This is a genomic window from Bradyrhizobium erythrophlei, assembly GCF_900129425.1.
Classification (GTDB): Bacteria; Pseudomonadota; Alphaproteobacteria; order Rhizobiales; family Xanthobacteraceae; genus Bradyrhizobium; species Bradyrhizobium erythrophlei_C.
The window spans coordinates 6,751,682-6,775,933 of sequence record NZ_LT670817.1; the positions used below are offsets into that span (position 1 = coordinate 6,751,682).

General features: G+C 61.9%; 28 protein-coding genes and 2 pseudogenes. 16 read left to right on the plus strand and 14 right to left on the minus strand.

Going from position 1 to position 24,252, the window contains the following annotated elements:
• Positions 1-95: 95 nt before the first annotated feature.
• The 3 genes from B5527_RS32155 to thiC all read left to right on the plus strand — a co-directional run bounded on the left by B5527_RS32155 (position 96) and on the right by thiC (position 3,625).
• Complete coding sequence (locus B5527_RS32155) at positions 96-878, plus strand: thiazole synthase (protein WP_079605085.1); 783 nt, start codon at positions 96-98, stop codon at positions 876-878.
• Positions 865-1,491: a thiamine phosphate synthase gene (locus B5527_RS32160; protein ID WP_079605086.1), complete on the plus strand. Its 627-nt coding sequence runs from the start codon at positions 865-867 to the stop codon at positions 1,489-1,491. The genes B5527_RS32155 and B5527_RS32160 overlap by 14 nt, the downstream gene beginning before the upstream one ends.
• 214 nt (positions 1,492-1,705) lie before the next feature.
• Positions 1,706-3,625 carry a phosphomethylpyrimidine synthase ThiC gene (gene thiC / locus B5527_RS32165; protein ID WP_079605087.1) on the plus strand — a complete coding sequence of 640 codons (1,920 nt, stop codon included), beginning with the start codon at positions 1,706-1,708 and terminating at the stop codon, positions 3,623-3,625.
• Positions 3,626-3,630: 5 nt separating this feature from the next.
• On the opposite strand, the gene B5527_RS32170 is transcribed toward thiC, so the two are convergent.
• Entirely contained in the window at positions 3,631-4,470 is an 840-nt protein-coding gene (locus B5527_RS32170) for a hypothetical protein (RefSeq protein ID WP_154072634.1), read from the minus strand.
• Between B5527_RS32170 and B5527_RS32175 the strand changes: the two genes are divergently transcribed.
• Positions 4,470-5,210: a hypothetical protein gene (locus tag B5527_RS32175; RefSeq protein ID WP_079605089.1), complete on the plus strand. Its 741-nt coding sequence runs from the start codon at positions 4,470-4,472 to the stop codon at positions 5,208-5,210. The genes B5527_RS32170 and B5527_RS32175 overlap by 1 nt on opposite strands.
• Before the next feature lie 104 nt (positions 5,211-5,314).
• Here B5527_RS32175 and B5527_RS32180 read toward each other — a convergent pair whose 3' ends face one another.
• Positions 5,315-5,539 carry a DUF6429 family protein gene (locus B5527_RS32180; protein WP_079605090.1) on the minus strand — a complete coding sequence of 75 codons (225 nt, stop codon included), beginning with the start codon at positions 5,537-5,539 and terminating at the stop codon, positions 5,315-5,317.
• Positions 5,540-5,650: 111 nt separating this feature from the next.
• On the opposite strand from B5527_RS32180, the gene B5527_RS32185 reads away from it, so the two are divergent.
• Complete coding sequence (locus B5527_RS32185) at positions 5,651-6,151, plus strand: mismatch-specific DNA-glycosylase (protein ID WP_079605091.1); 501 nt, start codon at positions 5,651-5,653, stop codon at positions 6,149-6,151.
• A gap of 122 nt (positions 6,152-6,273) precedes the next feature.
• Here B5527_RS32185 and B5527_RS32190 read toward each other — a convergent pair whose 3' ends face one another.
• The 3 genes from B5527_RS32190 to B5527_RS32200 all read right to left on the minus strand — a co-directional run bounded on the left by B5527_RS32190 (position 6,274) and on the right by B5527_RS32200 (position 7,813).
• On the minus strand, positions 6,274-6,564 hold the full coding sequence (locus B5527_RS32190; protein WP_079605092.1) for a copper-binding protein: 291 nt from the start codon (positions 6,562-6,564) through the stop codon (positions 6,274-6,276).
• Between the two features lie 103 nt (positions 6,565-6,667).
• Positions 6,668-7,108 (minus strand): hypothetical protein, encoded by a 441-nt coding sequence (locus B5527_RS32195; RefSeq protein ID WP_079605093.1) that lies wholly within the window; start codon positions 7,106-7,108, stop codon positions 6,668-6,670.
• A 177-nt stretch (positions 7,109-7,285) separates the two neighbouring features.
• A complete protein-coding gene (locus tag B5527_RS32200) occupies positions 7,286-7,813 on the minus strand; it encodes a hypothetical protein (RefSeq protein WP_154072636.1) in 528 nt (175 codons plus the stop codon).
• A 138-nt stretch (positions 7,814-7,951) separates the two neighbouring features.
• Between B5527_RS32200 and B5527_RS32205 the strand changes: the two genes are divergently transcribed.
• Together B5527_RS32205 and B5527_RS32210 are read left to right on the plus strand one after the other, a co-directional pair.
• On the plus strand, positions 7,952-8,719 hold the full coding sequence (locus B5527_RS32205; protein ID WP_079605095.1) for an SDR family NAD(P)-dependent oxidoreductase: 768 nt from the start codon (positions 7,952-7,954) through the stop codon (positions 8,717-8,719).
• 1,090 nt (positions 8,720-9,809) lie between these two features.
• Positions 9,810-10,987 (plus strand): annotated as a pseudogene (locus B5527_RS32210) (cytochrome P450).
• 16 nt (positions 10,988-11,003) lie between these two features.
• Here B5527_RS32210 and B5527_RS44745 read toward each other — a convergent pair.
• Positions 11,004-11,195 (minus strand): hypothetical protein, encoded by a 192-nt coding sequence (locus B5527_RS44745; protein ID WP_154072637.1) that lies wholly within the window; start codon positions 11,193-11,195, stop codon positions 11,004-11,006.
• Between B5527_RS44745 and B5527_RS32215 the strand changes: the two genes are divergently transcribed.
• Positions 11,183-11,899, plus strand: coding sequence for a hypothetical protein (locus B5527_RS32215; protein WP_079605096.1), 717 nt, complete (start codon positions 11,183-11,185; stop codon positions 11,897-11,899). The two genes, B5527_RS44745 and B5527_RS32215, sit on opposite strands and share 13 nt — an antisense overlap.
• A 56-nt stretch (positions 11,900-11,955) precedes the next feature.
• On the opposite strand, the gene B5527_RS32220 is transcribed toward B5527_RS32215, so the two are convergent.
• On the minus strand, positions 11,956-12,222 hold the full coding sequence (locus B5527_RS32220) for a DUF2277 domain-containing protein (protein WP_079607675.1): 267 nt from the start codon (positions 12,220-12,222) through the stop codon (positions 11,956-11,958).
• A 155-nt stretch (positions 12,223-12,377) separates the two neighbouring features.
• On the opposite strand from B5527_RS32220, the gene B5527_RS32225 reads away from it, so the two are divergent.
• The 3 genes from B5527_RS32225 to B5527_RS32235 all read left to right on the plus strand — a co-directional run bounded on the left by B5527_RS32225 (position 12,378) and on the right by B5527_RS32235 (position 14,514).
• Complete coding sequence (locus B5527_RS32225) at positions 12,378-12,623, plus strand: DUF2188 domain-containing protein (RefSeq protein WP_079607676.1); 246 nt, start codon at positions 12,378-12,380, stop codon at positions 12,621-12,623.
• A gap of 122 nt (positions 12,624-12,745) precedes the next feature.
• Positions 12,746-13,810 (plus strand): alpha/beta fold hydrolase, encoded by a 1,065-nt coding sequence (locus tag B5527_RS32230; protein ID WP_079605097.1) that lies wholly within the window; start codon positions 12,746-12,748, stop codon positions 13,808-13,810.
• A gap of 98 nt (positions 13,811-13,908) precedes the next feature.
• Positions 13,909-14,514, plus strand: coding sequence for a pyridoxamine 5'-phosphate oxidase family protein (locus B5527_RS32235; protein ID WP_079605098.1), 606 nt, complete (start codon positions 13,909-13,911; stop codon positions 14,512-14,514).
• A gap of 14 nt (positions 14,515-14,528) precedes the next feature.
• On the opposite strand, the gene bfr is transcribed toward B5527_RS32235, so the two are convergent.
• The 3 genes from bfr to B5527_RS45530 all read right to left on the minus strand — a co-directional run bounded on the left by bfr (position 14,529) and on the right by B5527_RS45530 (position 15,866).
• Positions 14,529-15,026, minus strand: coding sequence for a bacterioferritin (bfr, locus tag B5527_RS32240; protein ID WP_079605099.1), 498 nt, complete (start codon positions 15,024-15,026; stop codon positions 14,529-14,531).
• A gap of 125 nt (positions 15,027-15,151) precedes the next feature.
• Positions 15,152-15,415: a (2Fe-2S)-binding protein gene (locus B5527_RS32245; RefSeq protein WP_079605100.1), complete on the minus strand. Its 264-nt coding sequence runs from the start codon at positions 15,413-15,415 to the stop codon at positions 15,152-15,154.
• A gap of 181 nt (positions 15,416-15,596) precedes the next feature.
• A complete protein-coding gene (locus B5527_RS45530) occupies positions 15,597-15,866 on the minus strand; it encodes a hypothetical protein (RefSeq protein WP_079607677.1) in 270 nt (89 codons plus the stop codon).
• 181 nt (positions 15,867-16,047) lie between these two features.
• On the opposite strand from B5527_RS45530, the gene B5527_RS32255 reads away from it, so the two are divergent.
• Both B5527_RS32255 and B5527_RS32260 read left to right on the plus strand, forming a co-directional pair.
• Positions 16,048-16,368: a hypothetical protein gene (locus tag B5527_RS32255; RefSeq protein ID WP_079607678.1), complete on the plus strand. Its 321-nt coding sequence runs from the start codon at positions 16,048-16,050 to the stop codon at positions 16,366-16,368.
• 209 nt (positions 16,369-16,577) lie between these two features.
• Entirely contained in the window at positions 16,578-16,853 is a 276-nt protein-coding gene (locus B5527_RS32260) for a hypothetical protein (protein WP_079605101.1), read from the plus strand.
• 70 nt (positions 16,854-16,923) lie between these two features.
• Here B5527_RS32260 and B5527_RS32265 read toward each other — a convergent pair whose 3' ends face one another.
• Entirely contained in the window at positions 16,924-18,111 is a 1,188-nt protein-coding gene (locus B5527_RS32265; RefSeq protein WP_425305115.1) for a lytic murein transglycosylase, read from the minus strand.
• 202 nt (positions 18,112-18,313) lie between these two features.
• On the opposite strand from B5527_RS32265, the gene B5527_RS46770 reads away from it, so the two are divergent.
• The gene (locus B5527_RS46770; RefSeq protein ID WP_245332774.1) at positions 18,314-18,445 is read left to right on the plus strand and encodes a BrnA antitoxin family protein; all 132 of its coding nucleotides are present in this window, start codon (positions 18,314-18,316) and stop codon (positions 18,443-18,445) included.
• A gap of 49 nt (positions 18,446-18,494) precedes the next feature.
• Here B5527_RS46770 and tam read toward each other — a convergent pair whose 3' ends face one another.
• Together tam and ettA are read right to left on the minus strand one after the other, a co-directional pair.
• Positions 18,495-19,265 carry a trans-aconitate 2-methyltransferase gene (gene tam, locus B5527_RS32275; protein WP_079607679.1) on the minus strand — a complete coding sequence of 257 codons (771 nt, stop codon included), beginning with the start codon at positions 19,263-19,265 and terminating at the stop codon, positions 18,495-18,497.
• 13 nt (positions 19,266-19,278) lie between these two features.
• Positions 19,279-20,928 (minus strand): energy-dependent translational throttle protein EttA, encoded by a 1,650-nt coding sequence (gene ettA / locus B5527_RS32280; RefSeq protein WP_079605103.1) that lies wholly within the window; start codon positions 20,926-20,928, stop codon positions 19,279-19,281.
• A gap of 252 nt (positions 20,929-21,180) precedes the next feature.
• On the opposite strand from ettA, the gene B5527_RS46775 reads away from it, so the two are divergent.
• Complete coding sequence (locus B5527_RS46775; protein ID WP_079605104.1) at positions 21,181-21,432, plus strand: hypothetical protein; 252 nt, start codon at positions 21,181-21,183, stop codon at positions 21,430-21,432.
• Between the two features lie 120 nt (positions 21,433-21,552).
• Positions 21,553-22,512 carry a D-2-hydroxyacid dehydrogenase family protein gene (locus tag B5527_RS32290; protein ID WP_079605105.1) on the plus strand — a complete coding sequence of 320 codons (960 nt, stop codon included), beginning with the start codon at positions 21,553-21,555 and terminating at the stop codon, positions 22,510-22,512.
• Positions 22,513-22,615: 103 nt separating this feature from the next.
• Here the strand turns inward: B5527_RS32290 and B5527_RS32295 are convergent.
• Positions 22,616-23,895 (minus strand): annotated as a pseudogene (locus B5527_RS32295) (L,D-transpeptidase family protein).
• Positions 23,896-24,252 lie beyond the last annotated feature (357 nt).

Here is a 24,252-nt window from a genome sequence, read left to right on the forward strand (position 1 = left end):
TCAATCTCCGAGGTCTCTGGAATACTGGATCCCCGCCTTCGCGGGGATGACGAGTTGTATGTGGAGCGACGTGTCTTGTTCGGAGCGCCAACACGATGCTGAAATTCTATGACCGCGAATTCTCTTCCCGCCTTTTGATCGGCAGCGCGCTGTATCCGTCGCCGGCGATCATGCAAGGCGCGATCCGGGCTTCGGGGGCGCAGATCGTCACGGTGTCGCTGCGGCGTGAATCCGCCGGCGGCAAGACCGGCGATGCGTTCTGGTCGCTGATCCGTGAGCTCGACGTCACGGTGCTGCCGAACACCGCGGGATGCCGCAGCGTGCGCGAGGCCGTGACCACTGCGAAACTGGCGCGCGAACTTTTCGCTACTTCCTGGATCAAGCTCGAGGTGATCGCCGACAACGACACGCTGCAGCCCGACGTGGTCGGCCTGGTCGAAGCCGCCGGGATCCTGATCAGGGACGGCTTTGAGGTGTTCCCCTATTGCACGGAAGATCTCGGCGTCGCGATGCGGCTGGTCGACGCCGGCTGCAAGGTGGTGATGCCATGGGCAGCCCCGATCGGCAGCGCCAGGGGGATCATCAACCCGGATGCGTTAAAACTGTTGCGCGACCGCCTGCCCGATATCGCGCTGGTGGTCGATGCCGGCCTCGGCGCGCCCAGCCATGCCGCGCAGGCGCTCGAACTCGGCTATGACGCCGTGCTGCTCAACACCGCGATCGCCAAAGCCGCCGATCCCGTCGCGATGGCGACAGCGTTTCGCACCGGCGTCGAGGCCGGCCGTATCGCTTACGAGGCCGGGCTGATGGAAGCCCGCGACTTCGCCTCCCCTTCAACCCCTGTCGTTGGGACACCGTTCTGGCATGCCGTATCCTGATCGCAACGCGTATCCTGATCGATTCTATCCTGTCGTCGACAGCGTCGCCTGGGTGGCGCGTCTGACAAAGCTTGGCGTCGGCACGATTCAACTTCGCGCCAAGGATCTCGACGACGCCCGGGCGCTGCAGATCGTGACCGACGCGCTCGCGGTGACCGCGGGCACGCCGACAAAACTCGTGGTCAACGACTACTGGCGCGCGGCCGTCGTCGCCGGCGCGCAGCATCTGCATCTCGGCCAGGAAGACCTGGCGGAAGCCGACCTCAAGGCGATCCGCGACGCCGGGCTGACGCTCGGGCTGTCGACCCATGACGATGAAGAGCTCGAAAATGCCCTGCGCGCGGAGCCGGACTACATCGCGCTCGGCCCGATCTTTCCGACCACGCTGAAATCGATGCGCTTCGCGCCGCAGGGCATTCCGAAGATCACCGAATGGAAGCGCCGCATCGGCGAGATCCCGCTGGTCGCGATCGGCGGCATCAAGCTCGAACAGGCGGCTGCGATTTTCGCCGCCGGCGCCGATTCCATCGCCGTCGTCAGCGACGTCACCCAGAACGCCGATCCCGACGCCCGCGTGCGCGCCTGGCTCGGCCAGAACGCGGAGGCCGCGTGAGATGAGAGGCAAATCTATCAGCCGTCATTGCGAGGAGCGCAGCGACGAAGCAATCCATTTCTCCGTTCGGCACGCTGCCCATGGATTGCTTCGCGGAGCCTGTCATCGGGCGGCGCTTCGCGCCGACCCGTTGGCTCGCAAAGACGGAAACAACCATCAACGTCATTCAGGATCGACCGTCCGGAATGACAAACAACTATAACAGGAGGATCCCATGAACATCCGCTCCAATCCCGACACCACGCTTCCCGCCGTCACCACCGGCCCGCTGCCCGCTTCGCGAAAAATTTTCGTCACGCCGGACGAGGCGCCGGATGTGCGGGTGCCGCTGCGCGAGATCATCCTGAGCGAAGGCGCCGGCGAGCCGAACCTGCCGGTGTACGATACCTCCGGCCCCTATACGGACCCGGCCATCACCATCGACGTCAATGCCGGGCTGTCGCGCGCGCGCATCGCATGGGTCAAAGAGCGCGGCGGCGTCGAGGAGTATCAGGGCCGCGACATCAAGCCGGAGGATAACGGCAATGTCGGCGCCTCGCATGCCGCGAAATCCTTCACCGCGCATCACAAGCCGCTGCGCGGCCTCGACGGCCACATGATCACGCAGCTCGAATTCGCCCGCGCAGGGATCATCACCAAGGAGATGATCTACGTTGCCGTCAGAGAAAATCTCGGCCGCAAGGTGCAACTCGAACGCGCCGAGGCGGCGCTCGCCGACGGCGAAAGTTTTGGCGCGTCGGTGCCGGCGTTCGTCACCCCGGAATTCGTCCGCTCTGAGATTGCGCGCGGCCGCGCCATCATCCCCTGCAACATTAACCACGGCGAACTGGAGCCGATGATCATCGGCCGCAATTTCCTGACCAAAATCAACGCCAATATCGGCAACTCCGCCGTCACCTCGTCGGTGGAAGAAGAAGTCGACAAGATGGTGTGGGCGATCCGCTGGGGCGCCGACACCGTGATGGACCTCTCGACGGGGCGCAACATCCACACCACGCGCGAATGGATTTTGCGCAACGCGCCGATCCCGATCGGCACCGTGCCGATCTATCAGGCACTGGAGAAGTGCGACGGCGATCCGGTCAAGCTGACCTGGGAGCTTTACAGGGATACGCTGGTCGAACAGTGCGAACAGGGCGTCGATTATTTCACCATTCACGCCGGCGTGCGGTTGCCCTACATCCACCTCACCGCCAACCGCGTCACCGGCATCGTTTCGCGCGGCGGCTCGATCATGGCGAAGTGGTGCCTGGCGCATCACAAGGAAAGCTTTCTCTACACGCACTTCGAAGAGATTTGCGACCTGATGCGCCAATACGACGTGTCGTTCTCGCTCGGCGACGGATTGCGGCCGGGCTCGATCGCCGATGCCAACGACCGCGCGCAATTCGCCGAACTGGAGACGCTCGGCGAACTCACGCAGATCGCGTGGAAGAAAGGCTGCCAGGTGATGATCGAGGGCCCCGGCCACGTGCCGCTGCACAAGATCAAGATCAACATGGACAAGCAGCTGAAGGAATGCGGCGAAGCGCCGTTCTACACGCTGGGGCCGCTGACCACCGACATCGCGCCGGGCTACGACCACATCACCTCAGGGATCGGTGCGGCCATGATCGGCTGGTTCGGCTGCGCGATGCTGTGTTACGTGACGCCGAAGGAGCATCTCGGCCTGCCCAACCGCGACGACGTCAAGGTCGGCGTCATCACCTACAAGATCGCCGCGCACGCGTCCGATCTCGGCAAGGGCCACCCCGCCGCGCAGCTGCGCGACGACGCGTTGTCCCGCGCCCGCTTCGACTTCCGCTGGGAGGACCAGTTCAACCTCGGCCTCGATCCGGAAACCGCGCGCAGCTTCCACGACGAAACGCTGCCGAAGGAAGCACACAAAGTCGCGCATTTCTGCTCGATGTGCGGCCCGAAATTCTGCTCGATGAAGATCACGCAGGACGTGCGCGACTACGCGGCGACGCTGAACGATCCCGACAAGCGCGCGGTGGCCGGCGGTGCCGTCGGCCTATCGATGTCCGGCGTGATCGAGGACGGGATGGCGCAGATGTCGCAGAAGTTCAAGGAGATGGGCGGGCAGGTCTATCTGGATGCGGAGAAGGTGAAGGAGAGCAATCGGGTGTTGTGAGGGGGTCACTTCTTTAGCAGGGCTGACGATACCAATCGCTGTTGATTAGCAGCGGTTGCCTGAAGTCTGCTATCCATAGCGATGGCGGCGAACTTCAGCGCTTGCAAGTATTCAACCATCGGTGTTGCGGAGAGCGATCTATCTGAAACTTCCGCAAGCTCGTGACCGACCTCATCTTCCGTCACCTCAGCATGGACCTTCGAAAAATGATCGCCCCAGTTAAAGGAATTCAGCATTTTGTGCCGTCCGGCAAAGCTTGAATCGCGCTCGACAAATCGCAACAGGTAATGCCACTTGGGTCGGAAATTCCCCTCCCCAACAGTCCACGACGCAATGACCCTTTCATGAAAGGAAAACGTTATGTAAAACAATTTAAAAGCCGTCACTGGATTTTTCGCAATATCGATTGCTTCAAGATCATTTCTGAATTCCCTAATGCGAGGCGCAAGAAATTTTCTCTCAAAGCGGTCGCGATTGATATCTGCCAGCAGGTCAACTACAGAATCATTCGGTCGTTCAGTGGTGATTTGTTGAACATAGTCCATTTTTGAAACGAGTGAAGTTACCTGCTTCTTATTGAACGCTTCCATTTTGGCTACGTGGAACTCGCTCCACGAGCCAAATGGACCGTCGGGCCTACTAGTCAGGATAATTCCGTTTTCACCAAATTCGTAACTTAATTCAACAATCTGCTTCGCTAACGTATCCCGCATAGACGAATCGATCTCGTCGAATCCATCTAGCAATAGCAGGAACTTGCCGGCTTTGAGGGCGTACTCAAATAGCTCACTATCAATCGCGGGGGCAACAGCAGCTATAGGCGGCTTTTGATTGGACAATCCCAATGGGTGGATTTCCCGACGACGTTAAACAGGTCTTTATTGATTGGAAGCAGGATAAGCTTCTGAAAGATCTTGAGGACTCCATCAGAGAACTGCAAAAACGACGTATCGAGTACGTCGAATATGGCGACCCGGAAAAACTCACCCCGAAGAAACGGGCGGCGCTTAATGCCGAGCTGTTAAGACAAGCCCTTCTTCATCGAGCAGAGTGCTTGCTGCAAGCCGCTGGCAAGATGTTGTTGGCGAAGAACGTCTATGGTCTCGCGCTTGTGGGGCGAGGTTCTGTTGAAGCAACTGCTGTGCTTGGGTATTTCTGCAAACGCATCGACTCACTCTCAAAGGGAAATATCGACTTCGAGAGGTTCGAAACCGATATCGCAAACGGTTTGCTGGGTGCAAAGGACGACTTGTTTTCTCAAGCTGATGCGCCGGTCAACATCATTACCTGCATTGAGTTCAGCGACAAATATCTTAATACCGAGCTATTCGAGGGAGAGAAGAAAGATGTGCTCGAGGAGGTCTACACTTGGCTGTCGGAATTCGCTCACCCAAACTTCTGCTCTAACAAAACCGCGTTTCACCTTGACAAGGAAATGGGCCGAATGACCTTCCGGCATGATGCGGACTTGCAAGAGAGGGATTTCGGTCTGGCCGGTTACATGTCCGTCAGCGCAGGATTTTTCCCTATGCTCTACGATCGCTTTTCTGCCGCTTGCGAGAAATCGCTCGCCGAGAGCTCGTAGGACGGATTGGCGCAGCGTAATCCGCCATCTCTCATTGTGAGTCCATCTCTCGCAATGGCGGCGGGTTACGGCTTCGCCTAACTACCCGCCCTACAGACTGCCTTTTACTTCTCGAACATTTCCTCAAATAGCGCCTTCGCCCGCTCCAATCCTTCCTGCGTGAACACCACGGATTTCACCTTGCCCACGGGATCGTGGATCATGCCCTTGTCATGCAGGCGGCCGAGCACGCCCCAATCGAAACCTTTCCAGGCCCTGCAATCGTCGTGCAGCGTCAGATAGAGCAAGGCCAGCGCGGTGTCATCGATCTTGTCGGTGTTGAGAGCCATCGCGAACCTCCTGCTGCGGGATGGGCCATGGTATTCAGGATCGCGCCCAGCGCAATCGACCCACCTATTCGTGTTGGGCGTTCCCCGGCTTTGACGAAAAGAGCGCACGCGTTGGAAAAACTTCCCGACCAGCTTCAGCCTCACCTGCGCCTCGTCTTCGTCGGCACCGCCGCGAGCCAGCGGTCCGCCGACGTTGGCCACTACTACGCGCATCCCGGCAATCGCTTTTGGCGCACGCTCCACGAGGTCGGCATCACGCCGCGCCTGTTCGAGCCGCATGAATTTCCGGCGCTGCTGAGACTCGGCATTGGCTTCACCGATGTTTGCAAGCTCGGCGCGGGAATGGACCATCAGGCCCTCGCCTTCCCCGTCGACATTCCGGCCTTCCGGGAAAAGATGCGGCGCTATCGGCCGAACACCATCGCCTTCACCAGCAAGAAGGCGGCGAGCCTGTTCTATGGACGACCGACGAAGGCGGTCACGCTGGGCCGGCAGCCGGCACTCGACGATTTTCCGATCATCTTCGTGCTGACGTCGCCGTCCGGCGCCGCATCGGGCCATTGGTCGGTGCAGCCATGGCGGGAACTGGCGGATTCGATCGGGGACATGTAGGGCGGGTTAGCCATCCGGGTCCGCGCATGGCGCGGCCCGAATGCAGGCTCCGGCGTAATCCGCCATCATTTCGTCCTCAAGACGGCGGGTTACGGCTTCGCCTAACCCGCCCTACCATGGACCTACTGGCTCTCGATTTTCGTGATTGTCTTCTTGCCGCCGCTTTCACTGACGGAAAAAGTCACCCTGTCGCCGGCGTGCACTTTCTCCAGCGCGCCCGGGGACACCTTGAATTGTTCAGTGGCGCCGCCGGAACTGGCTCCGACGGTGCCGTTTTGCGCCTGTTGAATGCCGATAGTGCCACTGATCCGATCGATGGTGGTCACCGTTCCCGTGAGCGCTTGCTGGGCCAGCGCCACCGATGGGATGACCATCAGCAGGGAACCAGCCAGGATCCGCTTTGCCAGTTTCATTGAAATCTCCCGGTTTTTCGAACGTTGGGCAATAAGCCGAAGCGAACGGATTGGTTCCCCGGTAATGCCCCCTGGACCGAACAAGCGCCGGATTGGTTTCCCGCTACTTCAGCGTAATCGCCAGCCCGCTCAAATCCACATTCGCCATCAGGCCGACCTGGCGTCCCGACAGTTCCAGCACCGCGCCCTTCTGGTTGGTCAGCACGATCGCGCGCGCGCCGCCGCCGACCGCGAGGCCGGCGCCCGCCGCGCCATAGACGCCGGCGACGTCGGAGGGCCGGTTGATGTTGCTGACGCGGCCGCGCAGCATAGTCTTCGATCCGCCGAACACCAGGCCGTAGTCCAGTCCGCCGGCCGACAGCGGGTAGCTCCGGCCGCGAAAATTCAGCGAGCCGCCGCCGCCCGAGCCGCCGATGATCCATCCGGCCTTGTAGATCGTGAGCGACACGGTGCCCTCCTCGGCATGGGATGCGGAGCACAGGACGGCGCCGGCGAAAGCGGTCAGCGCGACCAGCGCAATACGAATAGCGGATGACATCTTCATGTGCACATTTCCCCGGAATGTTGTGATTGGACGCCACGACGCAGAACGAATCGCGCGGGGCAGAGTGTAGCCGATGGCGCGGATCGGCAAAACGTATTCGCGCTTTTCACGACCCTCGGCCCGTTCCCCCCTGCGCATTCCTTGCCGCCGACAGTCAGCCGGCGTAGCCCGGATGCTCTAATCGCCGCCCATCGCCACGGGCCAAATCCCTTGCACCCGGGTGAGCAGCGCCACGGACGCGCATATATCGATGATCAAATGCACGGACGTATTCATCAGATAGCTTCTCCTCTCACCTTTCTGCTTGCGGAATTCCCAAAACAGGCCGCCTTCCCGCATGTCCTCGAACGCATGCGCCAGCTCATCCCTGTATTGCTGCGGCCTGCCCTGCAGGGCAGCCGTCAATGCGCGGCTCAACTTGTTGATCTGCTCTACGCAGCGCAGGACAAAGCCAAGATGGCCAAGATTGAAGGTCCATACGCCGACAAGGACCGCCAAACCGGCAGACAGCGGCAATCTTTGATTGGACCCATAGTTGCCGGCGGCAAACTGGACTGCCGTATAGACCGCCCACAAGGTGTAATATTGCGTTTGCTTGCTGATGATCAGGTCGACGAGCCTGGATGGTTCGATCTTGAATAATGCGGCTCTATGCCCCGAAGAGGACGTGAAATGAGATTTTATCATATGGGCCATTCCCGGCATTCCTTCTCTGAGTGAAAATAACAAGCGTGCAGTCCGATACAGCCGCTACAGCGACTTAAGCGGGCGCCTCGGGGTGACGCCTTGTGCCGGCGGGCGCGCTTGCTATCCTCCGCCAAAATCAAACGCGAGGAAACACCCATGCCGCTTCTCGAAAACCACATCGCCGTCGTCACCGGGTCGGGCTCCGGCATCGGGCACGCGATCGCATCGGGCTATGCCCGCGAAGGCGCGCAAGTGGTGCTTCTCGACATCGACGAGAAGGCGGCCGCCGAAGCCGCGCGGGAAATCCGCGAAGCCGGCGGCAAGGCCGAGAGTTTTGGACTCGACGTGACCCGGCGCGAAGCCTGCGCCGTCGTCGCCAGACGGATTGCCGGCGAGGTCGGGCCGGTCTCGATCCTGGTCAACAATGCCGGCATCGCGCGGCGCAACGGCATGCTGGGCGCAGCCGAGGCCGTGACCAGCGACTGGGAGGACATCATCGCCATCAACCTCACCGGCGTCTTCAACGTGACGCACGCGTTTCTCGACGCCTTGCGCGCCACCAAAGGGCGCATCGTCAATATCGGCTCGATCCAGTCGTTCGTGCATCTGCGCCAACCGAGTTCGCCGGCCTATACCGCCTCCAAGCACGGCGTGCTCGGCTTCACCAAGGCGCTCGCCGCCGAACTCGGCAAGGAGGGCGTGCGCGTCAATGCGATCGGCCCGGGTTTCATCGAGACCCCGCTCAACGCCGGCACCCGCGCCAACAACCCCGACGCGGTGAAGATGTTCATCGATCACACTCCGCTGGGACGCGCGGGCAAGCCGGAGGACATCGTCGGCCCGGCGATCTTCCTCGCCTCCGATCTCTCAAGCTACGTCACCGGCTCGATCGTGATGGCGGACGGCGGCTACCGGGCGATCTAGGGCAAGATGGTTTTAAGTTGAATCGATGCCCTTCACCTCTCCCCCACGGGGAGAGGTCGATTTGCGCAGCAAATCGGGTGAGGGGGCTGCACCAACGATAGACCGTAACCCCTCACCCGGCGCTACGCGCCGACCTCTCCCTTTGGGAGAGGTAAAGTTTCCGCTACAGCTTAACCTAACTTCATCTCATCACGCTTTAGACACGCTCGCCTTTTGACCTGTTGGCGATGGCGTAGCCCATGCTTCCAACTCCGTCCGTGCACGGACCGCCCGCCTGACGGGCAAATCAGTGACTCGCCTTGTCACTTGCTTGTCCAGCCCTGTTTGCAAAAATATTCTGATTTTCCGAACACCAAAATCAGTCTATCTGTTCGGCGTCCTGTCCCACTCAGAGGGGCGTTGCGCAACGTCACCGACGCGGGGCTTGATGCGGTGGACGCGGATGGTGCTCCTGACGAGGGTGCTTGAGGCGGACGGCGAAGACGTGTGGTCCTGACACCCCGACGCTGGTGTCAAGTCGGTGGAGGCAACTCCGCCGGCGACGGTGGCAAGAAAGCCGATCACCGGGGAGAGCACGGTATAAGCCGTAAACCATTGCGCGGGGAATGCCGGGTGATTCCGGTGACTCGCTGTGAATACTCGTGTGCATACTTACTACCCATAGCGCACACGAGGCTGCGGGTGCATCGGGCGCCCGGCATTCCCTGCGCCCTCTGATTGAGAGGGCGGAACGAGCAGGCCAAACCTCGCGCAACACATGCGGCGAGATCGCGGAAGTGTGTTTATGGATCCCGGCGAACGGGGCGAGGGAGCGCTGATCGCGGACGCTGGTTGCTGTCATTGCCGGGCTTGACCCGGCAATCCATCCGCTTCGCGAGATTCCTTTCAAGCGATGGATACGCGGGTCGAGCCCGCGTATGACGACCTAATATGTTTAGCGCGCGTTCGCGCGACCCGTTGGCTCGCAATGACGGCTGGCCACACCACACTCCGAACGATTTGACACGGCCCTATCGCTTCGCCAGTTTATCCGCCAACAAACAATACGTCTCGCCGACGGCAAAGACGGCCCAGGCCAACGGGAAACGCCATGTCCAACGCCCCGCATTTTGACATCGACGTATCGGCGTTCTGGGCAGACCCCTATCCCGATCTTGCCAGGATGCGCAAGGAAGCGCCGATCGCATTCGTGCCGCAACTCGGCTCGACCGTCTTCACGCGGCGCGACGACATCTTCAGCCAGGAAAAGCGCACCGACGTGTTCTCGTCGCATCAGCCGGCCGGGTTGATGAACACGCTGATGGGCCACAACATGATGCGCAAGGACGGCGATGCCCACATGTCCGAGCGCGCCGCGATGTTTCCGGCCGTGTCGCCGCGCGCGGTGCGCGACATCTGGCGCAAGCAGTTTCAGGCCCACGCCGACCGCATCCTCGATGCGCTGGCACCAATCGGCCGCGCCGACCTCTGCAAGGCGTTCGCGCTGCCGCTGTCGGCCGAATGTCTCAAGGACATCACCGGCCTGACCAACATGCGCTATCAGGACATGGATGCGTGGTCGCAGGCGATGATCGACGGCATCGCCAATTACAGCGGCAACACAACAAGGAGGTCGAGGCGCGCTGCCACGCCGCCACCGCGGGGATCGATGCCGCGATCGACGATATGATTCCGGTGGTGACCAGACATCCGAACGCGTCGATCCTCAGCGTGCTGCTGTCGGCCGGCATGCCCATGATGAGCGTGCGCGCCAACGTCAAGCTGGCGATCTCCGGCGGCCAGAACGAACCGCGCGACGCCATCTCGGGCGCGGTCTGGGCGCTGCTGACGCACCCCGATCAGCTCGCGCTGGTACGCGAAGGCAAGGCGAAATGGATCGACGTGTTCGAGGAATATGCGCGCTGGATCGCGCCGATCGGGATGTCGCCGCGCCGGGTGGCGAAGCCGTGGTGCCACGGCGGCGTCGATTTCGAGCCGGAGGATCGGGTGTTCTTCATGTTCGGCTCGGCCAATCGCGACGAGGCCTGCTTTCGCAATCCCGACGATTTCGACATCACCCGCGATACCGGCAAAAGCATCGCCTTCGGCGCCGGTCCGCATTATTGCGCCGGCGCCTTCGCCTCGCGCGCGATGGTGGCGGACGTGGCGCTGCCCGGCATCTTCGCGCGCTTGAAGGGCTTGCGGCTCGACGTCACGGAGCCGGCGCGGATCGGCGGCTGGGCGTTTCGCGGGCTGCTCAACCTGCCGGTGATGTGGGAGGCGGGATAGGATGCGCGGCAACGGCTCACTGGCGCGGGTATTTCCTGTAGCCGAGCACATCGATGATGACGATGCCCCAGACGCCGTGAAACACCGTATGGCGCGCCGCCATCCGGCTTTTCGCCAATGCAGCGGTGGATTTGCGTGCGCAAACCCGCCGGGCGGGATAAATTGCGGCGCCGCCTCCAGCGATCGAGCCAGAGAATGACCGAAGCAAATTTCTCACAACAGGCGAGCGCTTCCAGGGGCGCCGTCAGCGCGTTTTCCGAGGTTTGTGAAAAATTCCAGGAGATCTCCAAAAGCGGGCAGTCCGGATACCTGCCGATCTATGGCGGGCAGTGGGCGATTCTGAAGTTCATCGCGAGACATCCCATTCACGCTTACGCCAGTTTATTTCGCGAAGCGATACGCGCCCAATCTTCCCTCGGGATCCTGGTGTCGTCATTTCCGCTGGAAACGATGATTGCGTTTCTAACCCGCTTTACTGAAGCCGAATTGAAAACACTCAAAACGCTTTCCGAAATGCAGCTTCGCCGCATGAAATCATTGGTAACGGACAACCCGGTATTGAAGGTTTCCGTTCCGCTAGGCTCCGCTTATGCGCTGCTCAAAGTCAGCAATGAATTGGTAAAAGGTCACGACTCGCAGCTGGATTTTCTTAAATCAATGTTCGAGACGCCCGCAGTCCAGTCCTTGACCGGGTCGCTCCTGTTTGGCTTTATCATTGGACTCGCCGCCCTGGGCTTCCAGTATGTGTTCTTGACGGTTCCAACCATTGCGCGCGCTCAAATCCTTGACGATATGCTGCAGATCGCGTTGGAGGAAAAGCACTTTGGGCCGGGACCCATCGCGGAAAATGCCGTTCCGCTCGATGTCCCCGTGGACAGCCTGAAGGGCGCAAACCGGACCAGCCAAACGTGATCCGCGATCATTGCCAATCGGCGGGTTTAACGCCTCGCCTGACCCGCCGCCGCCCCTCACCCGAATCGCAGCTTCGACCGTTCCTTCGCCTTCTCGGCTTCGGTCGCGCGGTCGCGCGAGGGCGCGTGGGTGTGCAGCGACGCCAGCAGGCGTCGGGCCGAGGCCGAGACCTCCGCGACCGCGCGGTCGAACGCCTCGGCATTGCCCTGCGACGGCTTGTTGAAGCCGGAGAGTTTTCGCACGAACTGCAGCGCGGAGGCGTGGATCTCCTCCTCGGTCGCCGGCGGTTCGAAATTAAACAGCGTCTTGATGTTGCGGCACATTTTTTTCTCCTTGCCCAGGCGGCGCACGATCCCTGGCTCGAACCCAGGGACGATCGGCCGGCGTAAAAACCTGCATCGCGGTCTATTTTGTCATAGAATAGGCGATGCGTTCACCCCTGACGGCGCGCCCGCGCCGACAAAAAAGCGAGTTCTCGATGTCCCACGTCACCTACAAGATCGTTCAGCATGACGGCGGCTGGGCCTACACCGTCGACGGCGTTTTTTCGGAAGCCTTCGCGACCCATGCCGCAGCACTCGCCGCCGCCAAGCGCGCCGCCGCCGAGCAGCGCGTGCCCGGCCGTACCGAGGCGATCGAGTACGAGACCGCCGACGGCAAGTGGCACACCGAAACCGCCGCCGGCGGCGACCGTCCCGACACCGACGTCGAGGACAAGCGGTAGCGCCGGTGTTTTCCCGGAAAATTGACCTCGCGCTCCCGACGCTAAGTCTCTCGGATCGCCCGGCACGACGTGATAGGCTTTTACGCAAGCGGCCCGAGGCCGCGCCCCGGGGAGAAGCCATCATGAAATGTTCGCGCGCGGCGCTATCGGCTATCTTTGCAATGATCTCATTTACGACCGCGCTCGCAGCGGACTATCCCACACCGAAACAGGGCGACTGGAGCGCGAAGGATTTCAAATTCCACAACGGCGAGACCATGCCGGAGCTGCGGCTGCATTACACCACCGTCGGCGAACCCAACGGACAGCCGGTGCTGGTGCTGCACGGCTCGGGCGGCTCGGCGGCGAGCATGCTGACGCCCGCCTTTGCCGGCGAGCTGTTCGGCCCCGGCCAGCCGCTCGACGCGTCGAAATACTACATCATTATTCCCGACGGCATCGGCCACGGCAAATCCTCGAAACCGTCGGACGGCATGAAGACGGCGTTTCCGAAATACGATTACGAAGACATGGTCGACGCGCAGTACCGCCTGGTCAAGGAAGGGCTCGGAATAAAGCACCTGCGGCTGGTGATCGGCAATTCGATGGGCGGCATGCACACCTGGATCTGGGGTGTGCGGTATCCGCGGTTCATGGATGCGCTGGTGCCGATGGCCTCGCAGCCGACCGAAATGGCGGCGCGCAACTGGATGCTGCGCCGGATCATGCTCGACACCATCCGCAACGATCCGGACTACAATGGCGGCAATTACACCGCGCAGCCGCGCATGATGAAGTACGCCATCGTCGCCTATGGCATCGCCTCCGGCGGCGGCACGCTCGGCTATCAGACGCTGGCGCCGACGGCTGACAAAGCCGACAGGATGGTCGACGAGCGGCTGGCCACGCCGGTAACGGCAGACGCCAATGACTTCATCTACCAGTGGTACGCCTCGCACGATTACAATCCTTCCGCCGGGATGGAGAAGATCGAGGCGACGCTGCTCGCCATCAATGCCGCCGACGACGAACGCAATCCGCCGGAAACCGGCGTCACCGACGCCGCGCTGAAGCGCGTCAAGAACGGCCGGCTCTATCTGATCCCGGCCAGCACGCAGACGCGCGGCCATCTCACCACGGGCAATGCGGCATTCTATAAGCAACAACTGCAGGAGTTGCTGCAGACGGCGCCGCAGCGGACGATGTGAGGGCCAGTGGTGGCAGCGCCGGCGATCAAGGATGGCCGCCGGAATGCCGCGATGATAGCTTCGACTAGTTACGACGACATTGTTCCCGGAGGCAGAACTTGACCGACCTTGGCGCCAGCGACCTCGCGACGATTTACCCGCAACCCTCGCCGCGCGTGATCGCGAAGGCGCGGCCCGAAATCGATGCGCATGCGAGAAACTTCATTGCGATGTCGCCGTTCTGCGTGCTGGCGACGTCAGGCTCCGACGGCAGCGTCGATGCTTCGCCGCGCGGCGGCAATCCCGGCTTTGTCCACGTCGTCGGTCCCAACAAGCTGCTGCTGCCGGATCGTTCCGGCAACAACCGGATCGACAGTTTCAAGAACATCGTCGAGGGCTCCGGATTCGTGCAGCTGATCTTCTTCGTGCCGGGCATCGACGAGACGCTGCGCGTCGGCGGCAGAGGCAGGCTGTCGGCGGAGCCGGAACTGCTGGAGTCGATGGAGGAATTCGGGAAGCCGCCGCGCGCGGTGCTGAGCATCGGCGTGCACGAGGCTTATTTTCATTGCGGCAAGGCGCTGATGCGCTCGAAGCTGTGGTCAAGGGAGGCGCAGGTGGAACGCGCGGTCCTCCCCAGCATCAGCCAGGTGATCCACGACCAGACCAAGCTCGGCGAGCCGGAATCCCAGGCCGTGGTCGAGGCGCGCTACAGGACGCAGTTGTAGCGAGGATCTACGGCCTACTCCTTGGGGTCGAATTCGCTCTCGAGGCCGCCGACGTGCTTCTGGGTGTAAAGATCAAGCCCGATCCGCTGGATCAAATCGAGTTGGGTTTCGAGGAAGTCGATGTGGTGCTCCTCATCCTTCATCAGATCTTCGAACAGATCGCGCGAGACGTAATCCTTGACGCCATGGCAGTAGGTCGCCGCTTCCTGATAAAGCGTGCGCGCCGCGACCTCGGTGGCGAGATCGCAGTCGATGATTTCCTTGACGTTCTGGCCGATCCGCAAGGGATCGAGCACCTGCATGTTGGGAAACCCGTCGAGAAACAGGATACGGTCGGTGAAGCGATCGGCGTGATGCATCTCCTCGATGGATTCCTTGCGCCATTGCTTGGCCATTTCCAGCAAGCCCCAGTGATTCAGCAGCCGGAAGTGCAGCCAATACTGGTTGATGGCGGTGAGTTCGCTGCGCAGACCCTTGTTGAGGTAATCGATGACCTTGAGGTCGCCTTGCATGGTGCACTCCGCTCGCTGAAGCCAAATGAATCCGCCTCTATTCAACTTTAGAATGCTTCTAAATCAGATCGCCGACGAGGGCAACCCTATTCCCCAAGGGCAGGGCCTAGAAGCTCGTTCGATCTTCAGGAGGCAGCGAGCGCAAACTCGGTATTGCTGTGCTGATGCGTTCCGGCCCGGCTGTGCGGGCATCCGGAACAGCAGGCTTCGGCGCAAGCGCCGAGCGCCTCGTCGATAATGGTCTTGATGGTGCGCGCGCATCGGCCGCACTCAGCGCTGCAGCCGAGGCAGCCGTAGATCTGCTTGGCATTACGCGGAAGCTGTTCGGCGGCCCCAACGGCATTGCGGACATCGTGGTCGCTGAGGACGTTGCAGGAACAGACAATCATGAAAGCGGCAGACCCATTGGTGATGCAAGGCCAGAGATATTTAAGACCGCGGCGGGATGCAAAAGGAAAAGCCGCATTTTCAAGTGATTCCAAACTGGCCCTTGGTACAGACTGGAATGAATCTAAAAACCCTTGCTGGACCGGATCAAAATGCCGTTCGTTTTTCGGCGGACTCCCAGCGTTAATCGCCTCCGCCGTCGCCGCCACCTCCGCTATCGCTTCCATCTCCACCACCATCAACCAGATTGCCCGAACTATCCGATGCGGAATGGACGCCGTCGCTCCAGAGGGTCCCACCGTGGTCGCCGGCATAGCCGGCGCCGTCCGCTCCGAAGCTGTCGCTCGACGATCGGCGAGGTGCGCGGCGGTTCTGTAATCGCGTCGTCACTACGTAGCAGATCAGCGACGTGCCGCCGACCGCGATCGCGAGTGCCGTCATCCCGCTCGTCATCGTTTCCTCTCGCGCCCAACCGCATGCCGGAGCCCGCTTGCGCATCGCAAAAGCTGCGCAGCGGCCCACATTTGTCGTGAAATGTGGCGATCCCGTTCATTGATCATTCAAGTGAAATGTGGAACTTTCACTCCGACGGACCGCTTTGTCGCTGTCCTTGCTCGATGAGAAAGGTGAAGCCATGAGGAAAACATTGATGGCCCTAACCGCTGTCGCCAGCTTGGCTGTCTCAGCCGTGGTGGCGCCCGCGCCGGCCCACGCCCAACGCGGCTTCGGCGCAGCGGTGGCTGGCGGCATCATCGGCGGCGCCATCGTCGGCGGTGCGCTTGCCGGTCCCGGCTATTATTACGGCCCCGGTTATTACGGACCCGGTTACGGCTATTACGGCCATCCGGCCTACGTCGGCGAAGACCCGGATTACTATGGCGGCTGCGTCTGGCAACGGCAGCGTTTCTGGGACGGCTATGGCTGGCGCGTTCGCCGCGTCCGGATCTGCGGCTGATCCCGTTCATCTTCGTTAAACCTGCGGCGCTTCTTGGCGTGCTCTGACAAAGGCCTGAAAAAACCGTTTTTTCGGCCCAGTAGCTCGGAAGCGTTTACTTTGAATTGACTGTTGCGCGCTTTTTGGCGAGACGGCCAGTTTCGAATACTGCGTGAGTCACCTTCAACCCGGCGCTGACTGAAGGCGCCAACTCCAGGAGAGCCCAAGACATGAAGAAGACATTGGTTGCCTTCGCAGCGGTCGCAATGATCGCCGCCGGATCGTTTGCCCCGACGCCCGCCAGCGCACAGCGCTACCTTGGCGCGGCCGTGGCCGGCGGGCTCATCGGCGGCGCGATCGTCGGCGGAGCCATCGCCTCCAGCCGCCCGGCCTATGGTGGTCCGGTGTATGTGGAAGACGCACCGCCCCCGCCCTGCCGTTGGGTTCGCCAGCGCTTCTGGGATGGTTACGGCTGGCGCTTCCGCCGCATCGAGGTCTGCAACTGATCTGACCGGCGCCAATCGACGCTGCCTAGATTCAAAACCCGGCCGATGCTTCGGCCGGGTTTTTTCTTTTTCAGCGCGCCGCGCTGATCGAACGCAGCACCGCTTCGCTTGGCCAGCAATCGACCTTGAGTCCGGCCGATTTCTGGTACGCCCCGAGCGCCGCGCGGGTCTTCATCCCCGCCTTGCCATCCACCTTGTCGGCATAGAGACCGATGCGCGTCAACTGACGCTGCATGGCCTCGACATCGGCGGTGCGCAGCTGGGTCGAAGCCGACCACGGCGTTGCGAACGGTTGCGGGCTCAACATGCGATCGCTGAGATGCCCGACGAACAGCACATACAGATCAGAGAAATTATATTCCTTGATCACGAAATAATTCTTCGTGGTCAGAAACGCCGGGCCATAGATACCCTCCGGCTGCAGCAGCGAGGCCGGCTCGGCCTGCTCGGTCGCGCTGAGCTTTTGTCCGCGCACCGGCACGAAGCCTGCGCGCAGCCAATCGCCGATCGGCTTTGTCACTTCCGGTACGCCCATGCTGCAATCGACATTGCCAGGCGCGCGGACTTCATAGGCCCAGCGCACGCCCGGCTGCCAGCCCTTGTTGACGAGTTGCTGCGCGGCAGAGGCAAGCGCGTCCGGCACCGAATTCCAGATGTCGCGGTGGCCGTCGCCGTCGAAATCGACGGCGTGCTTATAAAATTCCGACGGCAGAAATTGCGTGAGGCCGGTGGCGCCGGCCCAGGACGAACGCATGTCCTTGCGCGCCACCTCGCCGTCACCAAGGAGCTTCAGCGCCAGGATAAACTCGTTGCGATACTGATCCTTGCGCCGGCCGACATAGGCCTGCGTCGCCAGCACGCGCAACCCGTCGTAGGGCAGCGTGTAGCGGCCAAAATCGGTTTCGCGGCCCCAGATCGCCAGCACGATGGTGGCGGGCACACCGAAACGCTTCTCGATTCCAGCGAGCGCAGCGCGGTACTTCGCCATTAGCCGCTGCCCCTCCTCAGCCAGCCGCGCGATGCTGGCTTCCTTCACATAATCGGCCGGTACCTGCACGAATTCGGCCTGCGACGGCGCACCGGTCGCGGGACGGCCAGGCAAAATCAGATCGGGCAATTTGTAATCCGGCTCGAGACCGCTGGTCTCGCGGTCGAACGTCGCGCGCGCGACACCGGCGGCCTGCGCTTCCGGCCAAAGCGAGGCGATGAACTCTTTGAAGCCGGCGTCGGCGGCGCGGGCGGGAGTCAGGCCCGGCATCAATAGCAGGACTGAAACGGCGAACAGGAAACGGTTCAGAGTGCTTACAAACTTGATATATTGCATTCGCGCCTGCCAATTGTAGCTTCGACAATATGCACCGCGAGGAGCGGCGAATCTATGAGCAAGCCTAAATCAATGCCTGCTTCAAGACCGAAGCGAGGAACGGAAGTTTTGGGGAACGCACGATTCTACCGATTACATCGACTGGAGCACGGCCGAGCGCGCCTCGCCTTTCAAACCTGAAGCCCTCGACCAGGTCGATTTCAATTTGTCGATCAAGATCCCTGCCAACAACCGCGACGTGCCGTATCAGTCGCTGATCAAGATGTAGCTGGCGGAAGAAGGTGGGATGAACACCAAAAACGCCGCCGCCTCATTCGTTACCTTACCGCCACGATGAACAGCCGCGGAAACCGCAGCAGCACCTTGCCGTCGGTCTGCGGCGGATAACTGGCAGCAATGCGCGCGGTGTATTCGGCGAGATATTGTTTGCGCTCGGGCGCCTCCAGCGGATCGAGGAACGGCCGCAGGCCCGTTCCCTTGACCCATTCCACGATGGCGTTGGCATCGTCGAGCACGTGGTTATAGATCGTGTGCCAGATTTCCAGCCGGGTGCAGAGCGGCCCCAGCGCATCGTAATAGCCGCCGGGCTTCGGAATATCGTCGCGCAGGCGTGCGCTCTCCCCCAGCGCCTTGCGCCACGGCTCCAGCTGCGCGACTTCGCGCATCAGCACATGGCTGGGCTCATCGAAATTGTCGGGCATCTGCACCGCGAGTACGCCGCACGGCGGCAACGCGCCGAGCAGCCGCTGCAGCTGCTTGAGATGGCCGGGCACCCATTGAAAGATGGCGTTGGCGAATAGAACGTCGGTGCCCGCAGGCGGCGCCCAGTGCGCGATATTGGCTTCGATAAAGCTGTGTCCCGGCAGCCGCTCGCGCGCCTGCCGCAGCATGTCGGCGGACGTATCGATGCCGATCACAGCCGCCTGCGGCCAGCGCTTGACCAGAAGCTCGGTTGAATTTCCCGGCCCGCATCCGATGTCGACGACCTTGCGCGCATCGGAGAGCGGGATCTGCGCCAGCAGGTCGCGCGAGGGGCGGGTCCGCTCGTCCTCGAATTTGAGATACTGCTCTGCGTTCCAGTCCGCCATGCCGGCCCCCAAATTACCTTGTGAGCTTCTTGTACTTCATGCGATGCGGGATGATGGAATCCTGCCCCAATCGGCGCATCTTGTCTTTTTCGTAATCCTGGAAATTTCCTTCGAACCATTCGACGTGGCTGTCGCCCTCAAAGGCCAGAATATGGGTGGCGATGCGGTCGAGGAACCAGCGGTCATGGCTGATGATCACCGCGCAGCCGGCGAAATCCTCCAGCGCCTCTTCCAGCGCACGCAGCGTGTCGACGTCGAGGTCGTTGGTCGGTTCGTCGAGCAGCAGCACGTTGGCGCCGGACTTGAGCATCTTGGCCAGATGGACGCGGTTGCGCTCACCGCCTGACAGCGAACCGACCTTCTTCTGCTGGTCGGCGCCCTTGAAATTGAACGACGAGCAATAGCCGCGCGAATTGACCTCGCGCTTGCCCAGAAGAATAAGTTCGTTGCCGCCGGAAATTTCCTCCCACACGCTTTTCTTGCCGTCGAGCGAGTCGCGCGACTGGTCGACATAACCGAGATGCACGCTTTCACCGATGGTGATGGTGCCCTTGTCCGGCGTCTCTTGCCTGGTGATCATCCGAAACAGCGTGGTCTTGCCGGCGCCGTTGGGGCCGATCACGCCGACGATGCCGCCGGGCGGCAATTTGAAGGTGAGATTGTCGATCAGCTCACGGTCGCCGAAGCCCTTGGTCAGGCCCTCGAAATCGACCACGTTCTGGCCGAGGCGTTCGGCCACGGGAATCGTGATCTGCGCGGTCTGGGTCTGCTTCTCGCTGGCCTGCTTCAGCAGCTCTTCGTAGCGTTGGTAGCGCGCCTTGGATTTGGCCTGGCGCGCTTTCGGCGAGGCCGCGATCCATTCCTTCTCGCGCTCCAGGGTGCGCTGGTGCGCGATATCCTCGCGGCCCTCCTGCGCAAGCCGCTTCTGCTTTTGCGACAGCCAGGCGGTGTAGTTGCCCTCGTAGGGAATGCCCTTGCCGCGGTCGAGTTCGAGGATCCAACTGGTGACGTTGTCGAGGAAATAGCGGTCATGGGTGACGATCAGGATTGCGCCGGGATAGTTGCGCAAGTGCCCTTCCAGCCATGATACCGACTCGGCGTCGAGATGGTTGGTCGGCTCGTCCAGCAGCAGCAGGTCGGGCTGGTCGAGCAGCAGCTTGCACAGCGCCACGCGGCGGCGCTCGCCGCCGGAGAGCTTGGTGACGTCGGACTCGTCGGGCGGGCAGCGCAGCGCGTCCATCGCCTGGTCGACCTTGCTGTCGAGATCCCACAGCCCCGCGGACTCGATCTCGTCCTGCAGCTTGGTCATCTCGTCGGCGGTCTCGTCGGAATAATTCATCGCCAATTCGTTGTAGCGATCGAGGATCGCCTTCTGCTTGGCAACCCCCAGCATGACGTTCTCGCGCACGGTCTTGGTGGCGTCGAGTTGCGGCTCCTGTTCGAGGTAGCCGACCCGGGCGCCCTCGGCGACCCACGCCTCGCCGTTATATTCCTTGTCGAGGCCGGCCATGATCCGCAGCAGCGTCGATTTGCCGGAGCCGTTGACACCAAGCACGCCGATCTTGGCGTCGGGATAAAACGATAGATGGACGTTATCGAGCACCTTGCGGGTCGGGTAGGTCTTGGACAAACCCTGCATGAAATAGACGAACTGACGGGCCATCGCGATCCCTGGAAACGAGAGGATTTATGGAAATTTGCTGCCGCTGATGTAACGGCGCGGCCCCCAAAGGGCAACCGTACCCCGATGTTTTCCATCCGTTCACCACGGATCGTTACGGGGTGGACACCATGTGTGCGCCAGATCACGACAATTGAAACCTTCTTTTAATAAATCAGGCCAAAACTCGCTTTCAGCGCCAAAAAAGGCGATTCCAACGCGGCATAAGCCGCGAGCAAAGACAGCAGGCGTGTCATGGCAACCATCACCTCGGCATCTTTCTCCTCTCCGGCAGACGGCCGCGACAGGTCCAATTCTTTCGCCGAAATCCGGGCCTTCTGGCGCCAGTTCCTCGCCAGGGCATTCAATCCCTACCGGCCGGAACTGCACTACATGCGCGGCCCCGGCCCGGCCTGTCGCGCCAAGCACAGGGCGTTGTCACCCGCGGTCCAATCGATGGTCGCCGAAATCCGGGCCGCGAAGGCGCTCAGGTCGTCTGCGCACTGATAACAGCGACCGCTTTTCAAGTCACAGGCGCTCTTGCGCGCTCGCGGATTGCGCGCGACCATGGCGGTCCCCGGACGGCGCGTTTGCGCGCCGTCATCATCGCCATGAACGGACGTTCCCATGACGCGGCTGCGCTGTGTAATTCTCGATGACTATATCAATCTGGCTTTGAAGGTTGCGGACTGGTCGAAGATCGGCGACCGGGTCGACGTCACCGTGTTCAATCAGCCGTTCGCCTCGCCGGAGGCCGCAGCCGGCGCGCTGAAGGATTTCGAGATCATCTGCGCGATGCGCGAGCGCACGGCGTTTCCGCGTGCCCTGTTTGCGGCATTGCCGAACCTGAAACTCCTGATCACCTCGGGCATGCGCAACGCCGCGATCGACTTGGAAGCCGCCAAGGAGCATCAGGTGGTGCTGTGCGGCACGCAATGGGCACGCGACCCCACCGCGCCGCTGACCATGGGCCTGATCCTCGAACTGACCCGCAATATCGGCCGCGAGAACGCCCGCATGCATGCCGGCGAAGCCTTGCAGAAATTTGTCGGCATCGAGATCGAGGGCAAGACACTGGGCGTGGTCGGACTCGGCAAGCTCGGGGCCAAGGTTGCGGGGCTTGCCAAGGCGTTCGGCATGAACGTGATCGCCTGGAGCCCGAACCTGACGCCGGAGCGCTGCAAGGAAGTCGGCGTCGGCTACGCCACCAAGGAGGAACTGTTCTCAACCGCCGATTTCGTCACCGTCCATGTGGTGCTGAGCCAGCGTTCGCGCGGGCTGGTGGGACGCGATGATCTGGCGCGGATGAAGCCGACCGCCTACCTCGTCAACACCGCGCGGGGGCCGATCGTCGATGAAGCCGCGCTGCTGGAAACGCTGCAGCAGAACAAGATCGCGGGTGCTGCGGTCGACGTGTTCTCGGTCGAGCCGCTGCCAACAGATCATCCTTTCCGCAAGCTCGATAACATCGTGCTGACGCCGCATCTCGGCTATGTCACCGAGGAGGGCTTTCGCAACCATTACAGCCAGATGGTCGAGGGCATCGACGCCTGGTTCAAAGGCGAGCCGCTGCGAAGGCTGGCATAGCCGTTAGGGCATCACGCCGTCATTGCAATGACGTGAACGCGCAACGAAAAGGGGCGCGCCATCGCGCGCCCCTTCGGGAAATGTCCGCGCCGATCGTGTCGGCCTAGCGCACCGTCACCGGCGCCGGCAGCGGCGGCACCACGGTGGGCTGGGTGCCATGCATGCCCGACGGAGGCAACCCGGCATTCGGTCCAGGTATCGGCGCTGCCGAGGCGGTGGTGGTCGACGCCGGCGGCGCGCCTCCGGGAAGCACGACCACGCGGGTGCCGACCTTGACGCGGTCGAACAGGTCCGAGACATCCTCGTTCAGCATCCCGATGCAGCCCGACGAGACGAACTTGCCGATCGTCGAGGGCTGGTTGGTGCCATGGATGCGATAGACGGTGGAACCGAGATACATCGCCCGCGCGCCCAGCGGATTGCCCGGGCCGCCGGCCATGAAGCGTGGCAGATAAGGCTGACGGTCGATCATCTCCGGCGGCGGATGCCAATCTGGCCACTCGGCTTTGCGCGAGATTTTCTGCACACCGGTCCAGGTGAAGCCATCGCGGCCGACGCGGACGCCGTAGCGGATCGCACGCCCGCCACCCAGCACGTAATAGAGATAGGTGTTCGGGGTATCGACGATCAGCGTTCCCGCCGGCTCCTTGGTGGCGAAGGCGACTTCCTGCCGGCGCAAATTCGGCGCGAGCTGCGCGGGCCCGGCCTCCGGCTGCTCATCCGGCGGCAGCGCCGACAGCACCATCGGCCTGCCGTCCGCTCCTATGGGCCCGGGCTGCACCGAGCCCGTGACGCCGGCACCGGGGGGGGCCCGACAGCTTCTGGCGGACGCAAGCCACGATTGTCTTGATAGGGATCGACGCCCGTAGGAGGAAGGCGGTTATCGCCGTTGCCGCGGTCCGAATAGATCACCGGCGGCGGTCCATCGGGACGGCCATAACGGGGATCGTCCGGCGACAGGATCGGCCCCTGCGGTACGCTGCGGTCGGAATAGACGGGCGGAGCGCCCATCGGCCGGCCATAGCGGGGATCGTCGGGGGAAAGAACCGGCCCCTGAGGTACATTGCGGTCCGAATAAACGGGCGGAGCACCCATCGGCCGGCCGTAGCGGGGATCGTCGGGCGAAAGCACGGGGCCGGGCGGCGGCAGCGCCGTCGAACTCTGGGCGTTCGGCCCCTCATCGTCCTCCACCGCGTCGTAATCCGGGCCGCCGGGAGCGCGGCGATAACCAGGCGGATAACCGCCGGGCGGATAGGACGGCGGCGCGCTCGAATAAACCGACCCGGGAGGCACCGGATAGCCCTGCTGCGCCAGGGCGAGCGAAGTTCCCGCCGCGCCAGCCGCCACGGCAGCACAAATCGTCAGAATGCTTTTGATCGTCATCGCTGTTGTATAGTCCCCAAGCCGACACCGGACCGTTAACGCAGATGGCCGAACATAGCGGCGCATTCAAGACAAATCCGCCCAATTCACGCCAAGTTTCGCAGTTTGTACCGATGCCGCAGCACAGTTGCAACGAAGCCTCACCGGTTCAGGAAACACTTTTCCGGCATGGAGGCGGGCTTCGCACCGCCGATTTTTAACAACCGCCGCAGATACCTTGCGGTATTCTGAAATCAGCTGATTCGCTGGCGCTGGGGGTGTCCGATGCGTCGCGAACGCGGCCAATTCTGCGGTCACCGCGTTCCCCGATGCTCAAAGGCCTTCGCGGATTTATCGCGAAGGTGGAACTCGCCTCCC